Below are 26,156 nucleotides of genomic sequence, written 5' to 3' on the forward strand. Positions count from 1 at the left end.
GGCATTGGATAGTGAACCAACAAAAGGTCAAAGTTTTCCGTTAAAAGACGCTGTCTTTATTAAGGCAAAGGTGTTAAACTGGTTAAGGCAGTTTAACACCTTTTGTTTTCTGGATTCCTGTGGTTTCCCGGGGGGGCGTTTTGAATTTCTTGCGGGAGCGGGCCTAAAGCGGGAGGTCATACTTTCAGGTGCGTGCGCCCCGGAGGATTTTGATACTTTCTTAAAGGAAAAGGATACCTGGCTACTGGGGCACTGGAGCTATGAGCTGCAAACCGGTACGGGGCTGAACCATTCCGGGCACACTGATGCAGTTGGCTTTCCTGAGGGTTTTTTCTTTGAGCCGGAATGGCTGCTGTATGTAAAAGAAGGCCGGCTTTATATTGAGGGGGAGGACCCCGCGGCACTTTACAAAACATTGCTCGGGCAACCGGCATCTGCTCCGGAGCCCTTACAATTACAGTTGCCGGTTCAATGCCGGGTTACCAAAGAAGCCTACCTGGAAACGATCCGGCAATTGCAGGCGCATATTCACCGGGGCGATTGTTATGAGATCAACTATTGCGTGGAATTTTTTTCGGCGGATGCCCGGATGAATCCCTTTGATGTATACCAGCAACTCACAACCCGTTCCCCTAATCCCTTTTCGGGGCTTTACCGGTTTGATGACCGGTGGCTGATCTGTGCCAGCCCCGAGCGGTTTTTAGAAAGAACAGGCAGCCGGCTGATCAGTCAGCCGATTAAAGGAACCCTTTCGCGAAGCGGAACGGATACCGCAAGCTTAAAGGAGGAACAACGACGCCTGGCCGGCAGCAGTAAGGACCGGGCCGAGAACGTAATGGTGGTTGACCTCGTAAGAAATGACCTGTCACGTATCTGTAGCCGGGGATCGGTGCAGGTGGATGAGCTGTTCGGCATCTACAGCTTCGCGCAGGTACACCAGATGATTTCCACTGTTTCCGGAACGGTTGATGAGCATATACGTATGGCGGATATCTTAAGGGCAACCTTCCCGATGGGTTCTATGACCGGCGCTCCCAAGATCCGCGTAATGCAGCTGATCGACCATTATGAAAAAACGGCCCGGGGCATTTTCTCCGGCGCACTGGGTTATGTACAGCCTGATGGCAACTTTGATTTTAATGTAGTGATCCGCAGCTTGATGTACAATGCCTCATCGCGTTACCTGTCTTATAAAGTAGGGTCCGGCATCACTATTTACAGCAATCCTGAGCTGGAATGGGAGGAGTGCCTGTTAAAAGCAAAGGCAATAGAAGCGGTGCTGGAAGGCCGGTAATGGGTGTGCCTCTTAGCAGCCGATCGGGATCCCGGTTTTTCCCCGGCTTTTAAACCCGGGCAAACGCATCTGATTGCAGCATTGCTCCGCTCCGCAGGAGCGTTGTACTGAAGGCGGACCACTATTGTAAAAAGTTCAGACCAGGTATTCTCTGATCCCTTGTTAAAAGTCGCCAGGAAGGCCCCCATTGGTCTTTTTCCAACCGGACAGATGCCGGTCTTGCCTAATCATCTTCCCCGGTCTTAACAAAGCCATTGGCTCCGAAACGATACCCATGCTCCTTTTCAAGATATTCGCGGATGCCATAGATACTTTTGTCCTGGAGGTTTGCTTTTGTTTTAAAATTCTGACGGCTTTTTTTAACGGTTTCAATGCTGATATGAAGTTCATCCCCAATTTCCTTATTCGTTTTCCCTATAACAGCCAGGGCCATGATCTGGAATTCCCTGGGCGCTTTTGAGTCATTATAAGAATAATGCTCTTTTGCCGGGCCTGCATTCTTAGAGGTCTGGAAACTGGAGGTGCCTTCAAGCACATCCCGGATCACCGATATGAGGGTATCCACCGGTTCGTTCTTATGCACGTACCCGTCAAACCCCCATTTGATCAGGTCTTTTTTATTGAGGGAAGAATTCGTATAGGCGATCACTTTGGGTGGTTTAAACAGGTCTTTCTTTAGCTGAGCACATCCTTTGGCCCCGTTTACACCGGTTAAAATGATATCCAGCAAAATCAGATCAGGCTGGATCTTGGTCAGGGGTTCGCGGGCGCTCTCGATATTGTAATATTGCCCTTTTAAGGTCAGGTTTTCAAATCGTCTCAATATATAGGCTAATCCTTTTTGCATTACAGGATTATCTTCAATGATCACATAGCTATAAGATCGGGCAGTAGTCATCTTTTAAAAAATGGTTTTCTAAATATTGGGTATAACCAGGAGGTAATCATTCTGTGCAGAAGGTATAACCCCTTTTTATTCTTTACAATAACCGGGATCAGATCAAGCTCCCGGAGGCCAGGGGAAAAACGTCGGTCCTCCACCGCCGGTCCTGCAAAAAGGATGGCAACCTGTGTTTGAACGGTCCCGGAGCTATAGGGAATAACAGCGGGTATGGGGAATTGCCTGTTACCCCCCGCAGCCGAATGGTCTTTACAATCTGCGGGGTGTTCATGCTTTTTAGGAATATCGGAGCAGGCATGGGGCCTGATCCTGGTTTTGGGCTTGGGGTCATATATACGCGTAAACATCCGGCTTTCTTGTACCTATCAAAGCTAACACTAAAAACTGTGATTTTAAAAAATACTACTTGTGGGTATTGACCTGCGCAGTTTGCCATGCTACTTTTACATCAGCAACCACGCTTCTGAATTGACAACCCAATGGGTTTATTATGAGACAATTAAAACTAACTGCACTTTCGAGTGCCTGTAAGCTTATATGCCACCATGTACTGGTTCCGGCCTTATCCCTGATACTGTTTTCTACTGCCTGCCGCAAGCATGATATAGCGGCGGATAATGAGGCGGAGAAGATCCGGACAGCACTGCTGACAACAGGCGAATGGAAACTGGATACCTGGACCTGGATCGTTAATCCTGCAGGGACGGTGGCGCCCTATGAAGATAACGAAAGTAGCACTTCTGTTCCCATGGAAACCTGTCAAAAAGATGATGTAACCATATTTAAAGCCAATGGGGATGTGGTTATGGATCCCAAAACACTGTGTGATGATGATCCTACTCCTGTGCTAACGACCAGTCGTTGGAAGTTTACCAATGACAGGGCCGGCATTATTATCGGAACGGGTGCGGATGCAACAACCTATACCATCGTGGAGTTTACGGCTAACCGGCTTAAAGTGAGGAACACCAACACGGATGCGGGAACCGCTTATATAAGCGAAATCGTAATGGTCCATTAACCACCGTATTCCATTGCTCCGGAAAAACTCCGGGGAGTGAATCAGTAGGATGTATATCCGGCGCGAGGGGAGGTAAAGAAAAGGCCGCCGGAAGATGCGGTTCAGGAAATGATTGTTTCCGATTGATAATACCGGGTCAAAAAAAGGATGATGGCTAAAAGAAGAAATAACAGGCCGATAAACCCGATGCCGGAAACCATCAGGATAAAATACCCAAGAAAGAATAATAGCAATAAAATAACCACCAGATGTTTAACGGCCATTTGTTTCACAAAGCTGATGCTGATAAGCAACTGGATTGCAGAAAAGGCATAGAACCCCAATGCAAGCGCGTTTTCCACGCTGATGTGTGCGGGTGAAAGAAAGCAGAGTAACCCGGCTTCCGGCAGCAGGAGCAGGATATTAAAGCAGGCATACTGTGCCAGCCGCCTGATCAGCGGTACCGGAAGGCTGCGGTAAAAGGAAAGGTATTGCTCCTCAACCCGGCGCAGGTGGTTGACAAATACACCATTGGCCAGTACTCCGAAGCTGAAGAGCAAAAACATAAGTTGCAGATCGTCGTGAGCGAGGGTATTGTTCATAGACATCAGACATAGCAGGGCGCCTGCGAACAATTTAATGCTTAGCCAAACGAGTTTCTGGGTCCGGAGTACGGCGCGGATCAGGATCTGCGGATAAACTGCGAACTGCGGCAATGCTCCCGTAAGGCGCTGCAAAAAGAAGCATTGCTTTTTCTCAGGGTGGTTCAACACATGAACATGCCGAACGGGCAGCAGGACGCAGCAGGCAAGCAGAAAAACAAGTACCAAAACGGTTGCCGGAAACAGGTGGAGGTAAAGCCCCTCTGTAAGTACCAGCAGTATATAAAAAGTTTGTGGCAAAAGCAGGATAAAGTCCGTTATAAAGAAAAGCAGGTACTGCCGGTGCAGAGGCAGGTTTCTGAAAATGGAAATAAACTGATAGTGCGGCTGCCGCAGAAGATGGGCAATGAATACAGCGCATTTTCGCGCATATAAGGCCCATAGCAGCAACGCGGCACCCAGGAATGGTTTGATGCTTAACAGCGCTTTTATTAACCCGTAATGATATTTAAAAAGCCCTGCGCCATCTACGGTACCAACAACAAAAAAGAACATAGTGAACACAAATACAAATGTGCCGGCATTTTCCCGGTAAAAGGGTTTTATAAACGATTGGTAAAATATGCGAAAGAGGGCACTCAACTAAGGATGGTTTTGTTGCGTACAAATAGTTGCTTACAAAAAGGCCGCAGGTCCTCACCCGGATCCTGATGGGTACTGAGGATAAACGCGGTGTCGTTTTCCCGGTTCCTTTCCAGGATCAGCTGCTCCAGTGTGACACAGGCTTGGGCGTCCAGTGTAATGAACGGCTCATCCAGTAATATCAAGCCGGCAGCACCCGTAAAAGCCAGTATGAGGGATAATTTTTTAAGCATTCCTGCAGAATACGTATCTACCCGGTTGTGCAGGTAAGATGTCGCATCCAGCAGGCGGATGAGTGTGGCTGTTTCATTGCCGGTTACATTGCGGATCTGCCGGTAAAGAGCGATCAGCTCATTCCCGGTCAGAAAGCCGGGGTACAGGGGTTCTGCTTCGGCCCAGCTGATTTGCTGACGGTAACGCAGGGGAGAAGCTTTTTGTGAGATCCCGTTAACTGAAATGGTTCCTTTAAAAGGGATCAGCGCTGCTGCCATTTTCAGAAAGGTTGTTTTGCCGGAGCCGTTCTCGCCCTTTAACCAATAGATGCCCTTTTGAAGATGTAATGACGGAATGTTGAGGATCAACTGCCGGTTGTATTGTTTTACAATGGATGTTATCTCCAGCATGCCAGGGGTATTTGATAGGGACTAAGATAGCACATTGCGGTTGCTTGTTTTGTTAATGGTGATATAAAAACACCCGTGTGGCAACGGGCGGTCGGGCCGGGTGAAGGTGGCCGGTGAAATAGGTGGATTACTCAAACGTATGTGCTGTGATACATCTTGTAATAGGCCGGACCGATACAATAGTTACCTGTATCAATTATGGAAATATGGCCGGCAGCATTGGCGGTTTTCTATACGATCTGTAAATAATAGCAACCCTCCCGGTGCATTGTATGCCGGATCATACCGGGAGTGCAGGATGTTAATCGAATTAAAGCGCTGCTCATCAATTCCGGTACTCCGGATTGATCAGCATCTGGATGGATTCGTTCAGCATTTCGTTCTTTTTCTCCAGGAAGAGGTCTATTTTATCTTCCGGAAGTTTTAGCTGGTAAGTACTGTTGGAGGCCAGTACCTTATCAAGACTGGGGTTCAGCTTGTTGAAATCAGCAAGGGACATTTCCAGGTATTTGGCAATGGCGGTTGCATTATAGCGCCCGCTGATGGTTTGTACCTTTACATTCTGCTGGGTAACCTCATCCTTTACGGTTTTCATCATGGCCAGTGCCTGGTCTCTGGAAACCGTTGTTACGCCTCCCTGGCCTTCCATGATATAATGGGTGGCAATAAATTTCTTTACATGGTTGCGGCTTTCTGCCGGGAGGTAGTACTGGAGATCCCAGAAATCGTTGCTTCCGGCTTTATTGATAGCAGAATTTACACGGCCGGGGCCGCAATTGTAGGCGGCTACTACCAGCAACCAGTCTTTGTAAATATTAAAGAGATAATTCAGGTATTTGCTGGCCGCCCTTGTACTTTTCAGATAGTCGGTACGCTCATCCCTGCCACGGGAAACATTGAGTCCCAGCCCACGTGCGGTTTCCGGCATAAACTGCCAGGGGCCAACAGCACCGGCCCAGGAAACCAGGTTCGACCGCAGGTGCGATTCAATAACGGCCAGGTATTTCAATTCCTTGGGGATCCCGCTTTGCGACAACACGTCGTCCATCATATCAAAATAAGGACGTGCCCAGGTTTTCAGCTCATTCAGTTCCCGCGAATTGCGGTCGATATAATCCTTTACAAAGCTGACCGCTTTCGGGTTCAGGTGCTCGGTTTTAATGCCTTTAAAGCTGGTGGTTTTGAGATCCGCATTTTCAAAGAGGTCCTTAAAGCCGGCCTTGGGATCCGCTTTTACCAGTTGCTCGGCAGGCGCTGCAGGTGCTGCCGCCGTCTCTTTTACGGGGCTCAGCTGCGCATGAGCGGAGGTTATGGTACAAAGGGATACCATTATGCTGCCAATGAAAACAGTCAATGGATTCCTGGTCATTATTTGCTGTCGTGTTTTAATAATTAATGCTTTATAAAAAACGCAGTTTGGAGTGTAAACCTTAGAATAACGATTCTGTAGTTGAATTATTGTTGCTGAAAGACAGCAAAGATAGTTCATTGAACGGAGCCGCCATTAACTGGACGCCAAAGGGCATCTGGTGGGTTGGATGGGTAAATAGAGGGAGTGAGATGGCAGGAATTCCTGTAAGGTTTGCCATAACTGTGTATATATCAGCGATATACATAGCGATCGGGTCCTTTGATTTTTCACCGATCTTAAAGGCGACAGCAGGGGAAGTGGGTAAACAAATAAAATCGAACTCCTTGAGAATCAATTGTAAATTATTTGTTAAAATACGTCTTACTTTCTGTGCCTGGGTAAAGTAAGCATCATAGTAGCCGGAACTTAGAACGAAGTTCCCGAGGAGGATCCTGCGTTTTACTTCCTTTCCAAATCCTTCGGAGCGGTTCTTTTTGTAGAAATCATCCAGCTCTGCAAGATTACTTTCTTCCGACCGGTGTCCATATTTGACACCGTCATAGCGGGAGAGGTTAGAAGAAGCTTCTGCGGTGGTTAAAACATAATAGGTAGGAACAACATAATCCAGCAGGTCAAAGCGGATGGGCGTTACAGTATGTCCTGCGGCTTCCCAGTCCTTCAGTTTTTCTTTAATTGCATTGCCGATCTCCGGATCCAGGCTTTCATGCTCCAGGGCTTCCGGGAAATAGGCAATTTTATAACTGCGATCCTGTTCCAGCAGCTGTGAGTAGGCCGGCACCGGTTGCTGTGATACCGTGCTGTCATAGTCATCAGCACCGGAGATCACTTCCAGTACCAGGGCTGTGTCTGGTATTGTTTTGGCAAAGATGCCGATCTGGTCAAAGGATGAAGCGTAGGCGATCAGTCCGTACCGCGATACCCGGCCATAAGTAGGTTTCAGGCCGATAATGCCGCAGAAATCTGCCGGCTGCCTTACGGATCCCCCGGTATCGCTCCCCAGGGATACCATGCAGAGACCGGCCTGAACAGCAACCGCCGAACCCCCGGAAGATCCGCCGGGAATGCGGCTTTCGTCGGCGGCATTCAGTACCTTTCCGTAGGCAGAGTTCTCATTGGTGGACCCCATGGCAAACTCATCGCAGTTCACCCGCCCGATGATGATGGCGCCTTCAGCCAGAAGCCGCTCCACCGCCGTGGCAGAGAACACCGAGGTAAATCCTTCCAGTATCCGGGAAGCCGCAGTAAGCCCGTGATCTTTATGACAGATCACATCTTTGAGTGCTACAATAACCCCATGCAATTTCCCCTGCGGAGCGGGCAGCTGATCCAGCGCTACAGCGCGCTGCAGCGCCTCTGCAGCATATACTTCAATAAAAGCATTGAGGTGTTTGCTGGCATCAATCTTTTTCAGGTAATCCTCAACTGTGGCTTTACAGGTCGTTTCGCCATTTTGCAGCTGGGTTTGGTACCGGGCAATAGAAATAAAGTCCTGCAAAAGAAAATCGCTTTTGTAGTCAGATATTAAATGTTGAAAAACCGGGTCTTATTCCTGGGAAGCGGCGGGCTTTTTAGGCTCAGATGCTATTGTATTTGCGCTTTCTTCGATCTCTCTTTTCACATTGTCCTTTGCATCGTTAAATTCACGCACCCCTTTACCTAAGCCCCTCATTAATTCAGGAATTTTGCGACCTCCGAATAACAACAGCACAATAACCATTATGATAATGATCTCGTTTGTACCCAACGCACCCAATAATTGAAAATTTGCCATGATCTGTAAAAATTAGTGTTCAAATATACGGTTTGTATCGTAATCCGAACGGTTAAATATTAGTTTGAGAATTTCCCTGGAATATTACATCAAAAAAGCGCATTTGTTCTAAAAAAAGCAGGGGATTTTAGATATTTTTTATGAGGGGGCCCCAGGCGGTTTAAAAGGAGGCTTCCTTACGGAGCAGGTTACCATCCCCTTTTTTTACTGCGGTTATACTGCCGTTTTAATGTTCATATTAGTTGTGCAAACGATTGTTTATTTAACAATTTCGAATACTTTATTATGAACAATCGTTTGCACAGGATATGTTAAATCATTTGTAATAATATTGTCTTTTAACATTAAATTAAATAAGATGAGGAAACTGTTTCTAAGCTTATTGGTTGTCCTTTTTGCGATTACCGCTCAAGCTCAGAATTATTCCGTTTCAGGGATGGTAACGGATACTTCTGGTCAGCCACTGGCTAATGTATCGATTATCAATCTGGGAACCCGACAGGGAACCGTTGCCGATGAGAATGGGAAATTTACGTTTGCCATACCCAAGGCTTCGGCACGTCTGGAGTTTAGCCTGATTGGTTTTGTAAGTCAGAAACTTACTGCAGCGGCGGGAAAGGAAATATTGGTCAAACTAGAACCGGCCCAGCAAACCAGTCTCAATGAGGTGATTGTTGTTGGGGTGCAAACCCAGACAAAAAGGACCGCAACTTCGGCGATTTCCAGCGTTTTGTCCCGTGACATTGAGAACCGGCCTGCTCCAAGTGTGGATCAGCTGCTTCAGGGACGGGTGCCGGGGATGAATGTGCAGATCACTTCCGGTGAGCCGGGTGTGGCACCTACTGTTGTGATCCGCGGAAACTCAAGGGTAAGCACTTCTATCGGGGAGGATCCTAATATTGCGCAGGCCAAGGCGCTGAGCGGGCCGCTTTACATCATCGATGGGATACCGGTGAATACAGACGACATTTCCTCCAACCTGGGGGCAACCGGTACTAACTTCCTGGCGGGCATTAATGTAAACGATATTGAGAGCGTGGATGTTCAGAAAGATGCGGCTGCCACCGCAGCCTGGGGATCGCGTGGTGCCAATGGGGTTATTTATATAAAAACAAAAAGAGGGCGCAGTGCAAAGCCGGAGTTCCGGGTAAATGTCTATGGCGGATTTGTGAAAATGCCCGAGTTGCTGAAAACAGCTACCGGCGCAGCAGAAAGACAGCAGAAAATGGATATCATCCGGCAGTATGCCACTCCGGCGCAAATGGCAGACCTGCCGCAAATGCTGACCGACCGGTACAACCCCTCTTTTAATAATGCTACGGACTGGCAGGGCTTATTCTACCGCAACGGGTCGATCCGCAACGTGGATGCCTCCATGTCTGCGGCCAGCAGCCTGCTGAACTACCGCGTAAGCATGAACTATTTTGATGAGACCGGTATTATCAGCTCCTTCGGTTTTCAGCGATACAGTTTCAGAGGCAATTTTGACTTTAAACTGAGCGACAAGCTGAACAGCCAGCTCGTTTTAGGCATGTCAAAAGCGAACCGGGAGCGGGGACGGAAATATGAGAACAACAGTGATGATAATACTCCCGTAAGCGGGTTTGATCAGCCTTCTTCATTGTATCGGCTTACTGCCTTTGATTCGCTGAATTTCAGAGGGCTTTACAATAAGCTTCGCAATGATAATACGGATAATTATTATTCGGCGGCTTTGACGGTCAACTACGACATCCTGCCTGCGCTGCGATATACGTTACAGGGAAGTGTCAACGTTACCGGCTCGGATAAGGATTATTTCGAGCCCTCCAATATTGATGAGGTTGCATCCCTTGACCCGGATGCCACACCTACACCGTCAAAAGCGATTTCTCAAAAGGGCACCTATTCCCAATATTTTGTATCCAATACCCTGAACTGGAACAAAACCATAACCACTGCCCGTGACAATGCGCATAATATAATATTTACAGCCGGGCAACAGTTCAGTTCTGATGTGATCAACAGTAACTATCTGCAGGCGTATCGCATTCCGTCCAACGATATCCAGGTAATTCCCGGCAAAGATGCATTACAGCCTAATGATTATGACCGTTATTATACGAACTCCGGCTACGCTGCAAGTGCGATGCTTTCATTTCTCGGGCAATTGCAATATGATTTTAACCAAAAATACATTCTATACGGATCTTACAGGGGCGATGCTTCTTCCCGTTTCGGACGTGACTCAAAGTGGGGCTATTTCCCTGCAGTAGGAGCCGGATGGGTTATTTCGGACGAGGGATTTATGAAGGGATTGAAAAATACGATCACCTTCTTGAAACTCAGGGGAAGCTACGGGGTATCCGGTGATAACTCCAGCGACTTTTATGCGCCTTTTAATTCTTATGTGATATCAGGCACCTATAACGGTAGTCCGGCCATTCAACCAGACTACAATAACGGGTTAACTAAAAACAACCTGACCTGGTCCAAGGTCATCCAGAAAAATATAGGGTTGGATGTAAATCTTTTCCGTGGCCGGGTTACCATGAATGTTGATGTTTATGATAAACTTACAAAGGATGGTTTTTATAATTTTATTCTTCCTTTTTATACCGGTTTTGGATCTATCAATTTTAATGCGACGGATCTGTGGGTTAGTAACCGGGGTACCGATGTGCAGTTGAATGTAAAAGTGCTGCCGGCAAAAAGCGAATGGCAATGGAATACACAAGTGAATTTCTCTTACAATAAAAATCTTTTTGCAAAATTGCCCAACAATAACCGCACGCTGGTACTGGACGACTACTATGGATTTTCAAGGATCTATTCCGTTGGTCAGCCCGTGTATGAAATGTTCCAGCTGAAATATGAAGGGGTTTATAATCATGCGGGCGAGATTCCTTTCAACCCGCTTACAGGGCAGGGGCTTACCTATTATAAGGGGAATCACAAAGTAGTGCCCGGCGACCCTAAATGGAAGGATGTGAATAACAGCGGTGATGTGTGGCCCGATGAAGATAATGGCGCGGCCTATGGGGACCGGATCCCAACCGGTGATCCCAACCCGAAATTCACCGGCGGTTGGTCCAATGAAGTATCCTACAAAAATTTCAGCTTAAGCATATTGAGTATTTTTACCTGGAAGCGCGATATCATCAACACGTATTTTCAGCGCCAGATCAGCAATGTTACAGGAGGATACAGCAGCAATATCTACACATTTGCACAGGGGCGCCTGCCTAACTTTGAAGGGGTTGATTACTGGACTCCTGAGAAAGCTGCCGACCCCAATTATAAAGCAGGATTCCCGAGTATCAACCCGTTGATGGGATCTTACTATCAATATATACCCATTTCCAGTATGTTCAATGAGGATGGAAGCTATTTTAAGGTAAAAAATATTACACTGGGATACCAGATACCTCAAACCCTGATAGACCGTGTCCGGTTAAAGGGCGCACGCGTTTACGCTATCGTGGATAATGTGCTGACACTAAAGAACAGTACCATGCCCAACCCGGAGCTTGTAGATCAATTGGGTGTTTATACAGGAGGCGCTTATCCTACGCCGGTTAAATTTACCCTCGGTGTGGATGTGAGATTCTAAACAATAAAACATTTGAGTATCATGAAAAATAATTCAATAAAATATTTGCTGCTGCTTTGCGGAATACTGGTGTTGGGCGGTAGCTGTAAAAAGTATATTTACCAGACTCCGATCACCTCAACGTATGGCGAAAAATTCTGGACTTCGAAAACCTCGGTGGAGCAGGCCAGCAACAGCATGTATATCCAGCTCAGAAGCAGCTTCAGGGCCAGTCGCTCATTCTTTATCAACGGAGACCTGGTTTCCGGTTTTTATGTGCCGGCTTCCAACCAGTGGAACTATGCTACATTGAAGGCTTCCAATAACCCGGCCTATAATTTTTCTTATGTGCCCTATCTTCCTGAGTTACAGGACTGGAGCCGTTTTTACCGTATTATAGCGCAGGCGAATATCATACTGAAAAATGTGCCCGCTATGCCGGCCGGAACCTTCCCCAGTGAGCAGGTGCGCAATGGTTATATGGCGGAAGCGCTGTTCATGAGGGCATTCGTTTATTTTTATATGATCCGTGTATGGGGCGATCCTGTTTATGTGACCAAGGTATATGATGATGTGGATTATGGTAAAATTCCGCCGGTGGCCAGAACTGCGGAAGGAGCAGTGATCGATAGTTGTCTGGCGGATCTTAAAACGGCTTCGGGATATCTTTCGTTCAGCAATGATCGGAGCAAGGTTACGAGAGCCGGTAAGGGAGCGATACTGGCCTTAATGGCGCATATGTATGCCTGGAAGCATGATTATAATAATGCGCACCTGGCATGCCAGGAAATTATCGACAAGGGAGGATATGAACTGGAGCCCATTGAGAGCTATAAAAATATATGGAAAGGCGAAGCCTCCAATGAGAATATCTGGGAACTGTCGATGAAAGCGACCCAGAACAGCACCAGCGAGACGGACTATGATTTTTTTGCTACTTTCCTGAAAGGTTCCCTGGTGGACGGAAGGTCCAATAATTGCTGGGTATCTCCCAATAACGGGTTTGTAGACCAGTTCTATGACGGCAGTGATCTGCGCCTGTCCCGGGTATTTACAAAGGTAAATGCGGGCAACGGGGACCCCGCGGGTTATTTGCTCACAAAGTATGGCAACTTTCAGTATGCTGCGCCCGATACAAAATCGGATCCTTATCTGGACAATAACCTCGTATTATTCCGGCTGTCGGATATCTACCTCCTGAACGCGGAGGCGCTGGCATTTCAAAATGATCTGTCCGGTGCAAAAGCGAATCTTGCAAAGACAGAAGACCGGGCGGGCATTGCTTCCTATGAGGCGCTTTCTTCCCAATATGATATTGTTGATGAAGTGGTCATGGAGCGGGCACGCGAGCTTACCGGGGAGGGAACCTGGTTTTACGACCTTATCCGGACCAATAAAACCCAGGGATGGCTGGAGTATGTAGGCTACCCGGCAGGAGAACGGCTGGATGATAACAATAAAGGGTATTACTGGCCGCTGAACATGGGAACCTTATTTCCCCAGGATAACCTGCTGACCCAAAATCCGTGGTGGGCCAAGAACCGGTAACCCGTTTTATTAAAAAATTAAAAGAAATTTTATGAGAACTAAAGGTTTATATATCTTAATCGCAATAGCAACCCTTGTTGCTTCCTGCACAAAGGACCATATTATCGGCGGGGAACAGGAAGATATCAACGCCTATAAAAATACGCCCACGTTTGATGTATTAAAGACAGACGCAGTCTATGATACATTGGTCCAGCTGATCGAGGCGGCCGGCCTGCAGAATGAGGTGAATACTTCCAATACCACTTTTTTTGCACCCACCGACTATGCAGTAATGAACTATCTGAATGACCGCACACTGTATGTGCAATCTGTATACGGGGACACTAAAAAGTTCGGTTTGGATTCGCTGATCTACTACCTGAAAAATAATATCAACAATACCAAAGATTCGTTCCGGCTTTACATTGTTAAGCCTGCTTTAAATTACGGGGATCTTACAGCGAGCGGCCAGTTTTATGAAACGGGGCTTTCGGCAAAAAAAGTAATCGTATCGTATGAATATGTTCGTTCCGGTGATTTGGGGTATAATCCCATTGTTTCATCAATACCCCGGGTGGTTTACCTGAGTTATCTGTACCAGCCATATGATCTTAGCGATTCGAATCCTGCAAGCGATATCCCATCCGTTGTAGGAGTGAGGTCTTTATGCAAGGTTTCAGGATTGCGCACGCAGAATGGGATCATGAATGAACTGGAAGCGTCACATGTATTGTTTTTCTCAAACTGGCGTGGTAACATATCACAATAAACAAGTTGGCTTAACAGTTTAAATTGATTTAAAAATGAAAAATAGAATGATATTTACGCTTAAGGCGCTGCTGGTTTTGTTGATAGCGGTCGTTGCGGGATGTACGAAGGTTGATAAAGGGTTCCTGAGTCCTTATGTCCAGTATGCCAGTGATTTTACGGTTATCCGTGGAAGGGTAGGCAAGTCTTACTCCCTGGTTACTGATGGATCCAGTCTTCCGATCAAGGTAAAGCTTTTACACATTTATAATGAGGCCGGAGAAATTGTAGACGATGTTTTTAAGAAGGCATACCCGGTGGAGATATGGACAGAAAGGTATGATCCTTTAGTAGACAAGAGTTATGCGGCCATCAAAGCAAAACAAAAAACGGTGGATCTTCCTCCCATTACCGTGAACGAATCCAACGGTACTATTGAATCCAATGCCGGCACTCTGTATCTTCCGCTGGGAACTTATTCGCTCGACCTGGAAGTGTCCAATGAAGCCGGAAGCGAGGTGGTTCAGAAGATCATCAAGTTGAAGCTTGTTGATGGAGACCCGGTTGAAATTACACCGCAAACAGGTAGTTTCAGCGCCTCATTGCTTGTAGCCGGAACCGCTTCGGGAGCTGGAACCTTATTCAACGGAAATAATAACCCTTTTGTGCAGTATTCGATAACACGGACGGCGGATACACCCAATGTATTTGTGTTACGGGTAGAGGACCGGAATGGAGTGGTTTTTAGCCCGGCAAAGGGAGAGATCGCAAAGCGGCCTAATTCGGGTTTGAACCCGAATCCTCCGTTCCTGCAAAACCTGGAGGATTATGCCCCGGATACGTTTACCGCATTGGATACAGCAATGGTCTTAAGATACCCGCTGGTGCCCTTCCCGCTTCAATCACTGGGTAACGGCTATAATATGTATTACAGGCTGCCGGCACGGTTTGTACGGATCGATAATACATCTACCTGGAGCGCGAATGCGGCCGGCAATTTCTATAAAGGCACAGCAGACCCGCACTATGTAGGTATTTATCCGGATAATGCATATGACTACGCGATAAGAATCCCCATGCGGATTTTTGTTCCGGGTTCTTACAGACTGGTGGTGCGGCTTTTGAATACTACACATCGCTGATAAGATATCAGCTTATTTTAAAGCGGTTTGGTGGCGGTTCTGCCGTTGCCAAACCGCTTTTTCATTTTCCTGGTAGTTGTATAGGATAAGGCCTGTTTTGGTAGTAGTTAACGGGAACCTGCCGTAAATGAGCAGGTTTGTGATTAAGGACAAGCCCCGAAATAGTACATTTTCCGAATGTAGGAATGGGTCGGTAGGCGGTTGGAAATAGCAATGATGAGGTGGTGTATGGCAATACAGACGCGGCAGGTGCCGCATATTTGCCAGGTACTGTTGCCGGTAACAAAAAAATCCCGCCAAAGCGGGATCTTAAAGATATTATTTCAGCCGGATTATGCTTCCGCTGCTTTCTTTGATTTTTCAGTAGCCACTGCCATACGCTTTTCGCGGATACGGGCGCTTTTACCAAAACGCTCTCTCTGGTAGAACAGTTTTGCACGGCGTACCTGGCCTACTTTATTTAACACGATAGAGTCGATGTTGGGAGAGGTAAAAGGGAAAAGTCTTTCTACACCAATACCGTCAGAGATTTTCCGTACCGTAAAAGTAGCAGTGCTGCCGTTTCCTTGTTTTTTAATTACATCACCTTTAAAAGACTGGATCCGTTCTTTGTTTCCCTCGATGATCTTATAATTAACAGTGATGTTGTCACCGGCTTTAAAAGCGGGGAATGTCTTTTTGGGAGTCAGTTGTTCGTGTACAAAGTCTATAGCGCTGCTCATAACTCTAAATTTTTAGTCCCGATTTTTTATTATCGGGATGCAAAGGTAGCAAGGAAATCGATATTTTCCAAAAAAAACAAAGGATATTGTTATTTATCCTCATTATAAGCGCTTCAGCATATCAACGGTCTGGCTTTCAATAGGTTCCTTTCTCCTTTTTAAGCTGCTGCTGCCGGACAACAGGATACAGAGGGCCGTAAACGCACAAAATGCCATGATCCCGCCCATAGGAACAGCCGTTTCATTATGAAACAGGCTCACCATCACCGTACTGAGCGCACCTACCGCCATCTGGATGCAGCCCAGCAGGGCCGAAGCGCTGCCGGCGTTTTCATGAAAAGGGGCAATGGCCAGGGCCGAGGCATTGGGAAAGGTAAAACCCTGGCAGGCAAGAAAAATGCAGCAAAGCAGGATGCTGCTGTACAATCCCCACCAGTTAAGGGCAAATCCTGCAAAAAGCAGGACCCCGGCCAGGACCTGGAAACTGACGGCGCGGGGAATGATATACGCACTGGTACGTTTCCGCAAAACACGGGCATTGATCTGTGTGGCGGTTACCAGGCCCGCTGCTACAATGGTAAAGATCCAGCCATATACTTTTTCACTGACCCCGAAGATCTCCATGAATACATGCGGGGACCCGGCAATATAGGCATAAAGGCCGGCTGCGGTAAAGGACCCGGCAAAGGCATAAGTAACGAATTGCCGTTCCCTGAAAACGGTTCCGAATTTGCCAAGGATGGCCCGGGGATACAGGGAATACCCGGGGTCCGGCTTTTTGGACTCGGGCAGCAGGAAGAACACCAGGGCAACAATGATAGTGCCAATGGCGCCTAACACAATAAAGATGGATTGCCAGCCGAAGGCTGCAGCCAGGTAGCCCCCGGCAGTCGGGGCAATAATAGGAGATACGCCTACTACCAGCATCAGCAGGGAAAAGATCTTGGCATTTTCCTTTACGTCGAACAGATCCCGTACAATAGCCCGGGATGCCACCATGCCCACACAGCCGCCGATGGCCTGCAGGAAGCGTAACCCGATCAGCATTTCGATGGAACGGGCAAATACACAGCCGAAAGAGGCCAGGATATAAGCAGCCATACCAATATACAGGGGCTTTTTCCGTCCATATTTATCTAACAGCGGACCATATAATAATTGCCCGGCAGAGATCCCTACAAAAAAGCCGGAAAGGGTAAGCGACACTTTACTAACATCTGTATGCAGGTCCTTTGCTATATCCGGGAAACCCGGGAGGTACATATCGATGGAAAAGGGGCCAATAGCCGATAACAGGCCTAATATTAATAAACGGATAAACCTTTGCTCCTTCATAAATCAGGAGCAAAGGTAAGGTTAAGGTTAGAATAGTTATGGAAATGAAAGATTAAGGTAAGAAGGTATTCTCCTGTTTAAAAAACCACACTGAAGCCCAGTCCCAGCGTATGAAGCGCATCGCGGCCAATAGTGGTTCTTGCTGCAAAGGTCTTTTCTGTTGTACCGGGTCCTGTATGGTTTTGGGTGTAGTTGACCGAAAAGATATTGGGAAGCATCAGTTCGATGCGGGCCCAGTCCAGCACACTGTAGGACAGCCCGGGGGTAAAGCCTAAACTAACCGCGTCATACATCGATCTTTTATCACTGGCGGCACTGATCCTGCTGCTTAAATGGGAATAGCCTGCTGCAGATTCCCCAAAAAGATGAAAAGCATTACTCAGCGGTTTGTATACCCGGTTAAACACACCAGCGGAAAAACCGGAATGCCCCGGACTTGTATTGTTGGCCTTATCACCAAACAGGTAACCTCCCTGTACCCCCCACAGCATGTTGGGCGTAAACGCATGCCCGATCTTCAACTGGACTGTTCCTGATTTTATGTGATCGGTGCCGTTTAATTGATTGTTATTGAAGTTGATGCTTCCCCCAATGAGTGTAGACCCCTTTTCTGTTTGGGCATGGGCGTGGATGAGGCAACAAAAAGCAAATAGCGTAGTTATGAATATTTCTTTTTTCATGATTGATTTTTAAAAGTGGAACATATAGTAAAAGGGCAGCCGGATAACGGACGTTTTTCCTAAAAAAGCAGGGTAAAGCCCAGGCCCAGCAGGTCGGCAGTGCTTCCGCTTAAACTGGTGTTTACATTAAAATGCTTGTCCTTGAGTTTCGTGCCACCGAAAACAGTCCGGGTGCTTGTATAGTTTACAGAAAGGATATTAGGAAGGGTTAATTCCAGCTGCGCCCAATCGAAGATTTTATAAGAAATACCGGGGGAAAACCCAAGCGACACCTGGTCTCTTGTCGGTTTCAGGTTTTCGTCGGACGATGTGAATACCATATGCATATACGACAGCGAGGTTTCACCGTAAAGGTTGAAGCCTTTTCCTAACGGCTTGTACAACCGGTTAAAAACACCTCCGCCGTAGGTGTCGCTTTTCGTTTGGAAGGAGTTGTAACGCGACCGGGTGGTTGTATGGCCAATGGCTCCCCAAACGCCCCATACCACGTTCTCTGAAAAAGCCCGGCCCGCTTTTAAAGTGACCATTCCTCCGCGCATTTTGGCTGTATCACTCTTGCTGGCAAACGAAACATCCCCGCCAATGAGTGTGGACCCTTTTTCAACCTGGGCGTTCGAGTAAAGATAGGCGCATGTCAGCAAGGCCACCATGAGTAGTTTTGTCTTCATAAATTCAGTTTTTTGAAGGTTAAAAATCAATTTTCAATAAGGGTTCAAAAATAAGGGAAGGACAATTGTGTAAAAACGGGTTTAACGAATGATTATCAGAATAAAACGTAAATAAAAAAGTCTTTACATTTTGTAAAGACTTTAATTGTTTTATTGCTGTAAAGCAGTTCTATCTTGCCACGTTCACCGCTCTTTTTTCGCGGATCACGGTTACCTTGATCTGACCCGGGAAGGTCATTTCTGTCTGGATCTTCTGGGCTATTTCAAAAGATAGTTTATCACTGTCCTGGTCGCTTACCTTATCCGATTCTACGATCACACGCAGCTCGCGGCCGGCCTGGATGGCATAGGCTTTTTCCACGCCCGGATAGCTGGTGGCCAGGTTCTCCAGGTCCTTGATCCGCTGCAGGTATTGCTGCATGATCTCCCTGCGGGCGCCGGGGCGGGCACCGCTGATGGCATCACATGCCTGTACGATGGGCGCAATCACATATTGCATTTCCGCTTCATCGTGGTGTGCTGCTATAGCATTTACCACGGCGGGGTTCTCACCATATTTTTCTGCCAGCTTTGCACCTAACAGCGCGTGGCTCAGTTCTGATTCTTCATCCGGCACTTTACCAATATCGTGCAGCAGGCCTGCGCGTTTGGCCAGTTTGGGGTTCAGTCCCAGTTCAGAGGCCATGATGGCGCAAAGGTTGGCCGTTTCGCGGCTGTGCATCAGCAGGTTCTGTCCGTAGGACGAACGGTAGCGCATACGGCCTACCATCCGTACCAGTTCTTTATGCAATCCGTGGATCCCCAGGTCAATAACGGTTCGTTCCCCGATCTCCATTACCTGCTCTTCGATCTGCTTGCGGGTTTTTTCAACCACCTCCTCGATACGGGCCGGGTGGATCCGTCCGTCGGTAACCAGGCGCTGTAAGCTCAGCCGCGCAATTTCGCGGCGCAGCGGGTCAAAGCAGGAGAGCAGGATGGCCTCGGGGGTGTCGTCTACAATAAGATCCACTCCTGTAGCAGCTTCCAGCGCCCGGATATTACGTCCTTCGCGGCCAATGATCTGTCCTTTCACCTCATCGCTTTCCAGGTTGAACACGGTGATCGAGTTCTCAATAGCCTGCTCAGCCGCGGTGCGCTGGATGGTTTGTATAATAATCTTGCGGGCTTCTTTATTGGCCTTTTGTTTGGCTTCGTCGATGATCTCCTGCTGGATGCCGATGGCCTGGGTCTGGGCCTCGTTCTTCAGGCTTTCCACCAGCTGGCTTTTGGCTTCTTCGGCAGACAGGCCGGCAATTTTTTCCAGCCGGCGGATATGCTCTTCCTGGTGCTTTTCCAGTTCCGTCCGTTTTTTATTAACTACCTCTATCTGGCGATTGAGGTTCTCTTTAATAGCATCATTTTCCTTGATCTGCTTTTCAGCATTGGTCTCTTTCTGGCTGAGTGATTGTTCTTTTTGCTTGATGCGGTTCTCCGATTCTGACAGTTTCCGGTTGCGCTCATTGACTTCTTTTTCATGAGCGGCTTTTAAAGAAACAAAACGTTCTTTGGCTTCCAGCTCTTTTTCCTTGCGGATGGTTTCTGCTTTTAGTTCTGCTTCTTTGAGGATGTTTTTGGAATGTAACTCCGCTTCTTCAATTTTCTGCTGTGTGTTTTTTGCAAAGATCAGTTTACCGGCGATAATACCTACTACCAGGCCGCCCAGGATATAAACAATTATTAAAGGATCCATTAAATTTCATTTTTATTTTTCTTTTCAGAAAAAGATTCTATAATTCTATTAAACGTTCATGCGTGCCCGGCATTTTATTTAGCCGGAAAGGCATAGCGGCGAAGATACAAAAGCGGCATCAAAAAAATACATCTTTAGGTGAACTAAATTATACCCTTCGGAATGAGGAGCTTATGATGCTGCCGGGTTGAAGGCTGTATGCTGCATCGGTTTAAAATATATTGCATATATTAAGAGCCTGTTTAAATTTTATTGATGGAATTTATTATGAAACTATTTTGGAGCGAAACAAGGAAAATTTTGCAGGCATAGTAGGCCACTATGGCGAAAAATTTAACGCAGTTGCAGCCCAAAACAGCCATAATAAAGCCATTGAATGAATTTTAAACAGGCTCTTATTGATCTGTAGCTTCCTGTAACAAAACGCCCGCTTCCGGCACCGGGGGGCGTATTTATAAAAACCGAGGGCCTTGCCGATGGTGTGGCCAGCATCTGGATGCAGCTTAATGGCGTTGATGCCATTATTGCAGATAAGAACAGCGACGATCAAAGTGTAAAGGGTAATTCCGGCTGGAAACAGTACGCTATCGAACTTCCCGTTTCCGGCAATGTACAGTCGGTCGCATTCGGCTGTAAAATGATCGGGACGGGTAAAGCCTGGTTCGGCGACCTTGAAGTGCTGATAGACGGCGTGCCGGTGCAGGAATAATGGAACAAGGCCGCGGCACAGGTGCCCTGGCAGATCCCAGTGTGTGCCGGGGAGAGACGGTCAATACCGGTGTGTGCCTGTAAACGCATCGGTATAGATCTCCCGGATCTGTTGTTCCGAAAGTTCCATAGGACAGCGGGCCAGCAGGCGTTTCTGAAGAAAGCCGTCTGCGGCCAGTACGCCAATAGCTGCCCGGGGGATTCTGTAGCCCGCCAGTGTTTCCGGAATGCCGATGTCTTTTGTTAATGCAGCCAGGGCCTCAATGCATTTTCCTGCGGCTTCATTTATATCAAGATCCGCCGCGGGGGATCCCAGTGCCTGGTAAATGACCGCGAGCCGTTCTGCACAGGAGGGCGCAATATAACCCAGCACGTAGGGGATCAGCACCGCATTGGATGCACCATGGGCCAGGTGAAACTGGCCGCCCAGCGGGTAAGCCAGCGCATGTATGGCGCCCACTCCCGCATTAAAGAATGCCATACCGGCAAGATAGCTGCCATAGGCCATGGCCGTGCGGGCCTCCCGGCTGCTACCTGTTTTTACGGCAGTACGCAGCGAAGAGCTGATCAAGCGGATGGCTTGCAGTGCCAGTCCATCCGAATAGGGGTTGGCATTTACGGAAATAAAGGCTTCGATGGCGTGGGTAAGCGCATCCGCGCCGGTAGCGGCCGTAACACCGGGGGGAACGGAGAGCGTAAAAGCAGGGTCTACAATGGCAGCGTCCGCCAGCAGGTAATCATGTACGATCACATCCTTGGTGCGTTCCAGTGCCAGTACCGAAATATTGGTTACTTCGGCGCCCGTTCCGGAGGTGGTAGGGATCAGGATCCTGGGCAACCCGCGCTTTTCAATTTTTTGAGTTCCGCCCAGGTTAAGGTAATTGCTTACCGGACCGGCATTGTGTGCAAATACGGCCACCAGTTTGGCCATGTCAAGGGCGCTGCCTCCTCCAAAACCGATGACCAGTTTAAAATGGCCGTTCCTCCCAAAATCGATCGCGTTTTGCGCCGTTTTCACCGTAGGCTCTGGAAGGAGATCACTATAGATCGTATAAATTGTTTGTTGCTGTTCCAGGATGTCCAGCACCGGCCGAATGATCTGAAGCGATACCAGCGCAGGATCGGCAACGATCAGGACAGGACCGCCGCCCGCCTGCAGCAGCAGGTCAGGCAATTGCTGAATGGCCTGCCAGCCCATAGCAGTGGGAGGAACAGGTTTTATAAGGCTGGTACCGGAAGCGGATTTCAACAGGATTTCGTTAAAAGATGCCGTCATAAAAGATGCAATAATTTTTTTGAATCACCACCTAAATTCGATTATCTTAGTCGCTATTGAGCAATAGTGATGCCTGGCATAAAATTATAAAAAGTGGCCGGCAGGCAGCTGTTGCTGCAGGATCGTATTATGATTGCGTAGAAAAATAGCAAAACGTTTCTTATTGTTTAAGATTAAATGATGAACGAAAAGATGCTGTCAGCCGGTACGGCAACAACAGAGATCACTCCGCCGGTTGGTTCCATTATAAACGGAGACTTTTTTTCGCACCGTGCGCAGTCGGTCGGGGACCCGCTTTACGCCAAGGCTATCGTGTTGCAATCGGGTGCCATCCGCTTTGCGTTGGTGATGGTGGATACCTGCTCGCTTACTTATGAGTTCCTGGGCCCTGTAAAACAGCAGATAGAAGCAATAACGGGCATCCCTCAGCAACACCAGCTGATCGCAGCCACACATATTCATTCCGGCGGGTCGGTTAACGGTATTTTTTTGTCGGAAGTGGATACCGCCTATTGTGCCCTCCTGGGCAAAGCCCTGGTGCAGGTAGTTGCGAAGGCTTTTGAGTGCCTGACGCCCTGCATGGTTGCCTATGGATCGGTTCCGGTGCCGGAACACATGGTTTGCCGGCGGTATCATATGAAAAAGGACTTTACGCCTTTTGACCCGTTTGGGAAGGGTACAGACAGGGTTGTAACCAATCCTTTCGGGTATGAAGACCAGATACTGGAGCAGGCCGGTGAAACGGATCCGGAACTGGCTTTTATGGCCCTCCGTTCACTGGAGGGAACATGGCTGGCCGTACTGGCAAACTATTCCCTGCATTATGTAGGTGATTTTTCAAAAACAGTGGTCTCCGCCGATTATTTCGGGCATTTTGCCCGTTCGCTAAAAGAAAGGCTGGGAGCGGGCGCCGACTTTGTGGCCCTTATGTCAAACGGCACCAGCGGTAACATAAATATCTGGGATTTTTTAAATCCGCACCGCTATCCCGGCGAACCGTTTGAAAAAAGCAGGTTAATTGGCCGGGAGCTGGCAGCGCATATTGTTGATTGTTTGCCGCAATTACAGTGGGATGCTGCCGCAACGCTTTCGGCAGGCGCCGCGGTGTTTGAGCTGCCGGTGCGTAAACCCGGGCATGCGGCATTGATGCGGGCGCAGCAACAGGTGGAGGGGGGCGTATTGGAAGGGCGCAGGTCCCTGGATCGGGAAACCGTACAACGGATCTATGCAAGAGAGCAATTGCTTTTAGCTGCTGAGCCGGATCATTGCCCGGTATATATCCAGGGAGTCCGGATCGGTGCGGGGCGGATCGGTGCGTTTCCCGGGGAGCTCTTTGCTGAAACAGGGCTGTGGCTGAAAGAACGCTTCCGGGGTACCCCTTATTTTACCATTTGCCTGGCAAACGGGAATATCGGCTATGCGCCACCTCCGCATGAGCTGGAGGCAGGAGGATATGAGACCTGGCGTTGCCGTACAAGCAAACAGGAGGCGGGTGCCGAGCCGGAAATTAAAAGCCGGATGGAGCAGCTGCTAAAAGGGTTATAAAGATCAGGCAGGGAGCTTCAGGCCGAAGCATCTACCGTGCGCCGGTAATCAGTAGGCGTCATTTTTTTGATCTTTTTAAACTGCCGGTTAAAATTCGCCAGGTTTTTAAAACCACATTCATACGCGATCTCTACTACATTCTTGTTTTTTTCGGCGATCAGTTTGCAGGCGTATCCCACTCTTACCGTATTGAGGTATTCTACAAAAGTGGTCCGGTAATTTTCTTTGAAAAAATTGCAAAAAGTAGTGATCGCCATATTCGACCGTGCTGCTATTTCGGGGAGTGAGATGTCGCTGTCGAAATTGCGCATGATGTATTCGGTGATCTTTGCGGACCGGTCGGAGCCATTCCAGCATCCCTTTTGCACATATCCCGGGCTCGCCAGCAATTCATATTCCCTGGTATGGGCCAGCAGGTGAAAAATATTGAAGAGCGCCGATAACCGTTCCAGCCCTGTCATTGTCGGCATCTGCTTCATGATATTGTTGATCTGGTTCCTGGTGTCTCCCTGGATCACCATCCCGTGGGATGCCAGTTGAAATACTTTTTTCAGTTTTTCCATTTCCGGGATCTCCAGGAATTTTTCTCCCAGGAATTTTTCAACAAACTGGATCACGATCCCATCCGCCTGTTCCCGGGCTTCTCCGTTTACATAGTTTTCATCATTCAGCCATACATGCTGAAGCCCGGGGCCCATAAAGACGAGGTCTTCTTTATCAAAATACCCGATATGGTCGCCCACCATCCGGCGGCCGGTACTGCTGGTGATCAACACCAGCTCATATTCGGGATGGTAATGCCAGGGGCAGGGAAAAAACTGGCCACTTTCACGAAACACAATAAATGACTTATCATAATCCTGGGGCAAACGTTGTTCAATCGCTTTCATAATTCGAAAATTAAGGCTGATATTATTCTGTTATAAATTTAGGTAAAATAGTACCAGTTCTGGTTGCGGGGTGAAAGAAAGTACCATGAGTCGATCAGATAATACTATATAATCCTTTACAGGCCCAGTATTTTTGACAGGGAGGAACGAAGAGCGGGAGCTTGCAGGGCAGGTTTGGCATCTTACTGTTCTTCCCGGGTATATTGTTCATAACCAGGAGTAAAACAGGGTGTGATAGCACGGCCGGGGTCATTCCCGCTGAAGGATGCCCGGTATTATTGCAGGAGAAACGGCCGGCCGGTATAGAGGCACCCGAAATATAGTATTACTTTGAGGATCCTGGTCAACCGGGTACGGAACTGACGGGGTTTAAAAACAGGAAGCAAATGAAAAAAATGATCGCACTCGCTGTTGTTCTGCTGCTAGCCCGGCTTTGCCCGGCACAGTTTCCGGCCCCCGTTACCGCTCCTGCATCAGGGGGGACGGAGATCTGGAGCGGGGCGCCGCACAATGCCTTTACCGATCTGATCGAATACAAAGGATATATATACTGCAGCTTCCGGGAGGGATCGGGGCATGTGCCCGGCTCCAATGGCGCCGGCCGTATCCTTCGCACAAAGGACGGTAACACCTGGGAATCCTTCGCCCTGATTCGTAAAGACGGTATTGATCTGAGGGATCAGAAGCTTTCGGTAATGCCGGATGGGCGTATGCTTTGCCTGATGGGCGGGTCGGTATACGATACCGCAAAGAAACCTTCCCGCCTGCTGGGTATGTACCCTCATGTAGCCTTTATGGGAAAGGATATGAAATTTACGACGCCTGAAAAAGCGGTGATCGGAAACCCTGGTCATCACTGGGTGTGGCGGCTTACCTGGTATAAGGGGGTTGGTTATGGCATCGACTATGGAAGCGGGCGGTCTGCCACGCTGGTGAAAACAACAGATGGTAAAACCTTCACCGGCATAACGGATCTGGAGGTGGACGGAATGCCCAACGAATCGACGATCCGGTTTGATAAAAAGGGAAAAATGTATATCCTGATCCGGAGGGAGCAGGGCGATAAGCTGGGTGTACTGGCTACGGGGAAGGCCCCTTTTACTTCTTTCAGCTATCAAAAACTGGATTACCGTTTGGGCGGGCCCGATTTTATGTTTACGCCGGATCAGAAAAAACTGATCGTGGGAACGCGCCTGTATCTGCCGGGCGGAGCCAAAACGGGTATCCTTGTTACAGACCTCAGCGGCAGGCTGTTAAGGACGGTGGAGCTGGAGAGCGGGGGCGATTGCAGCTACCCCGGGATGCTGGTGAGGAGAAAAGAACTTTGGATCAGCTACTATTCCTCGCATAGAGGGAAAACGAATATCTATTTTACCCGCATTCCACTCAATGACCTTTTAAAATAAAC

Annotated in this window: 22 protein-coding genes; 9 read left to right on the top strand and 13 right to left on the bottom strand. The window is 48.1% G+C overall.

The genetic code is table 11. The features are described from left to right. Positions 1 to 4: 4 nt before the first annotated feature. A complete protein-coding gene (locus BLS44_RS05600) occupies positions 5 to 1,294 on the top strand; it encodes an anthranilate synthase component I family protein (protein ID WP_090389045.1) in 1,290 nt (429 codons plus the stop codon). A 223-nt stretch (positions 1,295 to 1,517) separates the two neighbouring features. On the opposite strand, the gene BLS44_RS05605 is transcribed toward BLS44_RS05600, so the two are convergent. Next, on the bottom strand, positions 1,518 to 2,192 hold the full coding sequence (locus BLS44_RS05605; protein ID WP_090389046.1) for a response regulator transcription factor: 675 nt from the start codon (positions 2,190 to 2,192) through the stop codon (positions 1,518 to 1,520). A gap of 493 nt (positions 2,193 to 2,685) precedes the next feature. Between BLS44_RS05605 and BLS44_RS05615 the strand changes: the two genes are divergently transcribed. Further along, entirely contained in the window at positions 2,686 to 3,216 is a 531-nt protein-coding gene (locus tag BLS44_RS05615) for a lipocalin-like domain-containing protein (protein WP_090389048.1), read from the top strand. Between the two features lie 101 nt (positions 3,217 to 3,317). Here BLS44_RS05615 and BLS44_RS05620 read toward each other — a convergent pair whose 3' ends face one another. The 5 genes from BLS44_RS05620 to BLS44_RS05640 all read right to left on the bottom strand — a co-directional run bounded on the left by BLS44_RS05620 (position 3,318) and on the right by BLS44_RS05640 (position 8,205). After that, positions 3,318 to 4,439, bottom strand: a complete 1,122-nt coding sequence (locus tag BLS44_RS05620; RefSeq protein WP_090389049.1) for a hypothetical protein — start codon at positions 4,437 to 4,439, stop codon at positions 3,318 to 3,320. Continuing rightward, the gene (locus tag BLS44_RS05625) at positions 4,436 to 5,062 is read right to left on the bottom strand and encodes an ABC transporter ATP-binding protein (RefSeq protein WP_090389050.1); all 627 of its coding nucleotides are present in this window, start codon (positions 5,060 to 5,062) and stop codon (positions 4,436 to 4,438) included. The genes BLS44_RS05620 and BLS44_RS05625 overlap by 4 nt, the downstream gene beginning before the upstream one ends. A gap of 325 nt (positions 5,063 to 5,387) precedes the next feature. Beyond that, positions 5,388 to 6,431, bottom strand: a complete 1,044-nt coding sequence (locus BLS44_RS05630) for a lytic transglycosylase domain-containing protein (RefSeq protein ID WP_090389051.1) — start codon at positions 6,429 to 6,431, stop codon at positions 5,388 to 5,390. Between the two features lie 61 nt (positions 6,432 to 6,492). Next, complete coding sequence (gene gatA / locus BLS44_RS05635) at positions 6,493 to 7,929, bottom strand: Asp-tRNA(Asn)/Glu-tRNA(Gln) amidotransferase subunit GatA (RefSeq protein WP_090389052.1); 1,437 nt, start codon at positions 7,927 to 7,929, stop codon at positions 6,493 to 6,495. 48 nt (positions 7,930 to 7,977) lie between these two features. Further along, on the bottom strand, positions 7,978 to 8,205 hold the full coding sequence (locus BLS44_RS05640; RefSeq protein ID WP_090389053.1) for a Sec-independent protein translocase subunit TatA/TatB: 228 nt from the start codon (positions 8,203 to 8,205) through the stop codon (positions 7,978 to 7,980). Positions 8,206 to 8,563: 358 nt separating this feature from the next. On the opposite strand from BLS44_RS05640, the gene BLS44_RS05645 reads away from it, so the two are divergent. From BLS44_RS05645 to BLS44_RS05660, 4 genes are read left to right on the top strand one after another with little or no spacing between them, the layout of a single operon-like run. Further along, positions 8,564 to 11,797, top strand: coding sequence for a SusC/RagA family TonB-linked outer membrane protein (locus tag BLS44_RS05645; RefSeq protein WP_090389054.1), 3,234 nt, complete (start codon positions 8,564 to 8,566; stop codon positions 11,795 to 11,797). A gap of 21 nt (positions 11,798 to 11,818) precedes the next feature. Beyond that, positions 11,819 to 13,324, top strand: a complete 1,506-nt coding sequence (locus BLS44_RS05650) for a RagB/SusD family nutrient uptake outer membrane protein (protein ID WP_090389055.1) — start codon at positions 11,819 to 11,821, stop codon at positions 13,322 to 13,324. Positions 13,325 to 13,355: 31 nt separating this feature from the next. Next, positions 13,356 to 14,075 (top strand): fasciclin domain-containing protein, encoded by a 720-nt coding sequence (locus BLS44_RS05655; RefSeq protein WP_090389056.1) that lies wholly within the window; start codon positions 13,356 to 13,358, stop codon positions 14,073 to 14,075. Between the two features lie 34 nt (positions 14,076 to 14,109). Next, a complete protein-coding gene (locus tag BLS44_RS05660; RefSeq protein WP_143019667.1) occupies positions 14,110 to 15,195 on the top strand; it encodes a DUF5007 domain-containing protein in 1,086 nt (361 codons plus the stop codon). Positions 15,196 to 15,527: 332 nt separating this feature from the next. On the opposite strand, the gene rplS is transcribed toward BLS44_RS05660, so the two are convergent. The 5 genes from rplS to rny all read right to left on the bottom strand — a co-directional run bounded on the left by rplS (position 15,528) and on the right by rny (position 20,329). After that, positions 15,528 to 15,917: a 50S ribosomal protein L19 gene (gene rplS, locus BLS44_RS05665; RefSeq protein ID WP_090389058.1), complete on the bottom strand. Its 390-nt coding sequence runs from the start codon at positions 15,915 to 15,917 to the stop codon at positions 15,528 to 15,530. Between the two features lie 102 nt (positions 15,918 to 16,019). Further along, positions 16,020 to 17,252 (bottom strand): multidrug effflux MFS transporter, encoded by a 1,233-nt coding sequence (locus BLS44_RS05670; RefSeq protein ID WP_090389059.1) that lies wholly within the window; start codon positions 17,250 to 17,252, stop codon positions 16,020 to 16,022. Positions 17,253 to 17,329: 77 nt separating this feature from the next. Continuing rightward, a complete protein-coding gene (locus BLS44_RS05675; protein WP_090389060.1) occupies positions 17,330 to 17,932 on the bottom strand; it encodes an outer membrane beta-barrel protein in 603 nt (200 codons plus the stop codon). A 59-nt stretch (positions 17,933 to 17,991) separates the two neighbouring features. Next, on the bottom strand, positions 17,992 to 18,600 hold the full coding sequence (locus tag BLS44_RS05680) for an autotransporter domain-containing protein (protein ID WP_143019668.1): 609 nt from the start codon (positions 18,598 to 18,600) through the stop codon (positions 17,992 to 17,994). Between the two features lie 169 nt (positions 18,601 to 18,769). After that, a complete protein-coding gene (rny, locus tag BLS44_RS05685; protein ID WP_090389062.1) occupies positions 18,770 to 20,329 on the bottom strand; it encodes a ribonuclease Y in 1,560 nt (519 codons plus the stop codon). Between the two features lie 481 nt (positions 20,330 to 20,810). On the opposite strand from rny, the gene BLS44_RS05690 reads away from it, so the two are divergent. Next, positions 20,811 to 21,038: a hypothetical protein gene (locus tag BLS44_RS05690; protein ID WP_090389063.1), complete on the top strand. Its 228-nt coding sequence runs from the start codon at positions 20,811 to 20,813 to the stop codon at positions 21,036 to 21,038. A 60-nt stretch (positions 21,039 to 21,098) separates the two neighbouring features. Here BLS44_RS05690 and BLS44_RS05695 read toward each other — a convergent pair whose 3' ends face one another. Next, the gene (locus BLS44_RS05695; RefSeq protein WP_090389064.1) at positions 21,099 to 22,313 is read right to left on the bottom strand and encodes an iron-containing alcohol dehydrogenase; all 1,215 of its coding nucleotides are present in this window, start codon (positions 22,311 to 22,313) and stop codon (positions 21,099 to 21,101) included. A 177-nt stretch (positions 22,314 to 22,490) separates the two neighbouring features. On the opposite strand from BLS44_RS05695, the gene BLS44_RS05700 reads away from it, so the two are divergent. Continuing rightward, positions 22,491 to 23,858: a hypothetical protein gene (locus BLS44_RS05700; protein ID WP_176954322.1), complete on the top strand. Its 1,368-nt coding sequence runs from the start codon at positions 22,491 to 22,493 to the stop codon at positions 23,856 to 23,858. A 17-nt stretch (positions 23,859 to 23,875) separates the two neighbouring features. Here the strand turns inward: BLS44_RS05700 and BLS44_RS05705 are convergent, their stop codons facing one another. Then, positions 23,876 to 24,748 carry an AraC family transcriptional regulator gene (locus BLS44_RS05705; RefSeq protein WP_176954323.1) on the bottom strand — a complete coding sequence of 291 codons (873 nt, stop codon included), beginning with the start codon at positions 24,746 to 24,748 and terminating at the stop codon, positions 23,876 to 23,878. 386 nt (positions 24,749 to 25,134) lie between these two features. On the opposite strand from BLS44_RS05705, the gene BLS44_RS05710 reads away from it, so the two are divergent. Beyond that, a complete protein-coding gene (locus BLS44_RS05710) occupies positions 25,135 to 26,154 on the top strand; it encodes a hypothetical protein (RefSeq protein ID WP_090389066.1) in 1,020 nt (339 codons plus the stop codon). Positions 26,155 to 26,156: the final 2 nt, after the last annotated feature.

The sequence above is a fragment of the Niabella drilacis genome, assembly GCF_900101395.1.
In the GTDB taxonomy this organism is placed as follows: Bacteria; Bacteroidota; Bacteroidia; order Chitinophagales; family Chitinophagaceae; genus Niabella; species Niabella drilacis.

Bases quoted from the DNA above. Each gene is read 5' to 3' on its own strand.
- BLS44_RS05705 (WP_176954323.1), bottom strand. From the start codon at position 24,748: ATGAAAGCGATTGAACAACGTTTGCCCCAGGATTATGATAAGTCATTT.
- BLS44_RS05615 (WP_090389048.1), top strand. From the start codon at position 2,686: ATGAGACAATTAAAACTAACTGCACTTTCGAGTGCCTGTAAGCTTATA.
- BLS44_RS05675 (WP_090389060.1), bottom strand. From the start codon at position 17,932: ATGAAAAAAGAAATATTCATAACTACGCTATTTGCTTTTTGTTGCCTC.
- BLS44_RS05680 (WP_143019668.1), bottom strand. From the start codon at position 18,600: ATGAAGACAAAACTACTCATGGTGGCCTTGCTGACATGCGCCTATCTT.
- BLS44_RS05650 (WP_090389055.1), top strand. From the start codon at position 11,819: ATGAAAAATAATTCAATAAAATATTTGCTGCTGCTTTGCGGAATACTG.
- BLS44_RS05710 (WP_090389066.1), top strand. From the start codon at position 25,135: ATGAAAAAAATGATCGCACTCGCTGTTGTTCTGCTGCTAGCCCGGCTT.
- BLS44_RS05670 (WP_090389059.1), bottom strand. From the start codon at position 17,252: ATGAAGGAGCAAAGGTTTATCCGTTTATTAATATTAGGCCTGTTATCG.
- rplS (WP_090389058.1), bottom strand. From the start codon at position 15,917: ATGAGCAGCGCTATAGACTTTGTACACGAACAACTGACTCCCAAAAAG.
- BLS44_RS05625 (WP_090389050.1), bottom strand. From the start codon at position 5,062: ATGCTGGAGATAACATCCATTGTAAAACAATACAACCGGCAGTTGATC.
- BLS44_RS05655 (WP_090389056.1), top strand. From the start codon at position 13,356: ATGAGAACTAAAGGTTTATATATCTTAATCGCAATAGCAACCCTTGTT.
- BLS44_RS05640 (WP_090389053.1), bottom strand. From the start codon at position 8,205: ATGGCAAATTTTCAATTATTGGGTGCGTTGGGTACAAACGAGATCATT.
- rny (WP_090389062.1), bottom strand. From the start codon at position 20,329: ATGGATCCTTTAATAATTGTTTATATCCTGGGCGGCCTGGTAGTAGGT.
- BLS44_RS05645 (WP_090389054.1), top strand. From the start codon at position 8,564: ATGAGGAAACTGTTTCTAAGCTTATTGGTTGTCCTTTTTGCGATTACC.
- BLS44_RS05605 (WP_090389046.1), bottom strand. From the start codon at position 2,192: ATGACTACTGCCCGATCTTATAGCTATGTGATCATTGAAGATAATCCT.
- BLS44_RS05660 (WP_143019667.1), top strand. From the start codon at position 14,110: ATGAAAAATAGAATGATATTTACGCTTAAGGCGCTGCTGGTTTTGTTG.
- BLS44_RS05700 (WP_176954322.1), top strand. From the start codon at position 22,491: ATGATGAACGAAAAGATGCTGTCAGCCGGTACGGCAACAACAGAGATC.
- BLS44_RS05630 (WP_090389051.1), bottom strand. From the start codon at position 6,431: ATGACCAGGAATCCATTGACTGTTTTCATTGGCAGCATAATGGTATCC.
- BLS44_RS05695 (WP_090389064.1), bottom strand. From the start codon at position 22,313: ATGACGGCATCTTTTAACGAAATCCTGTTGAAATCCGCTTCCGGTACC.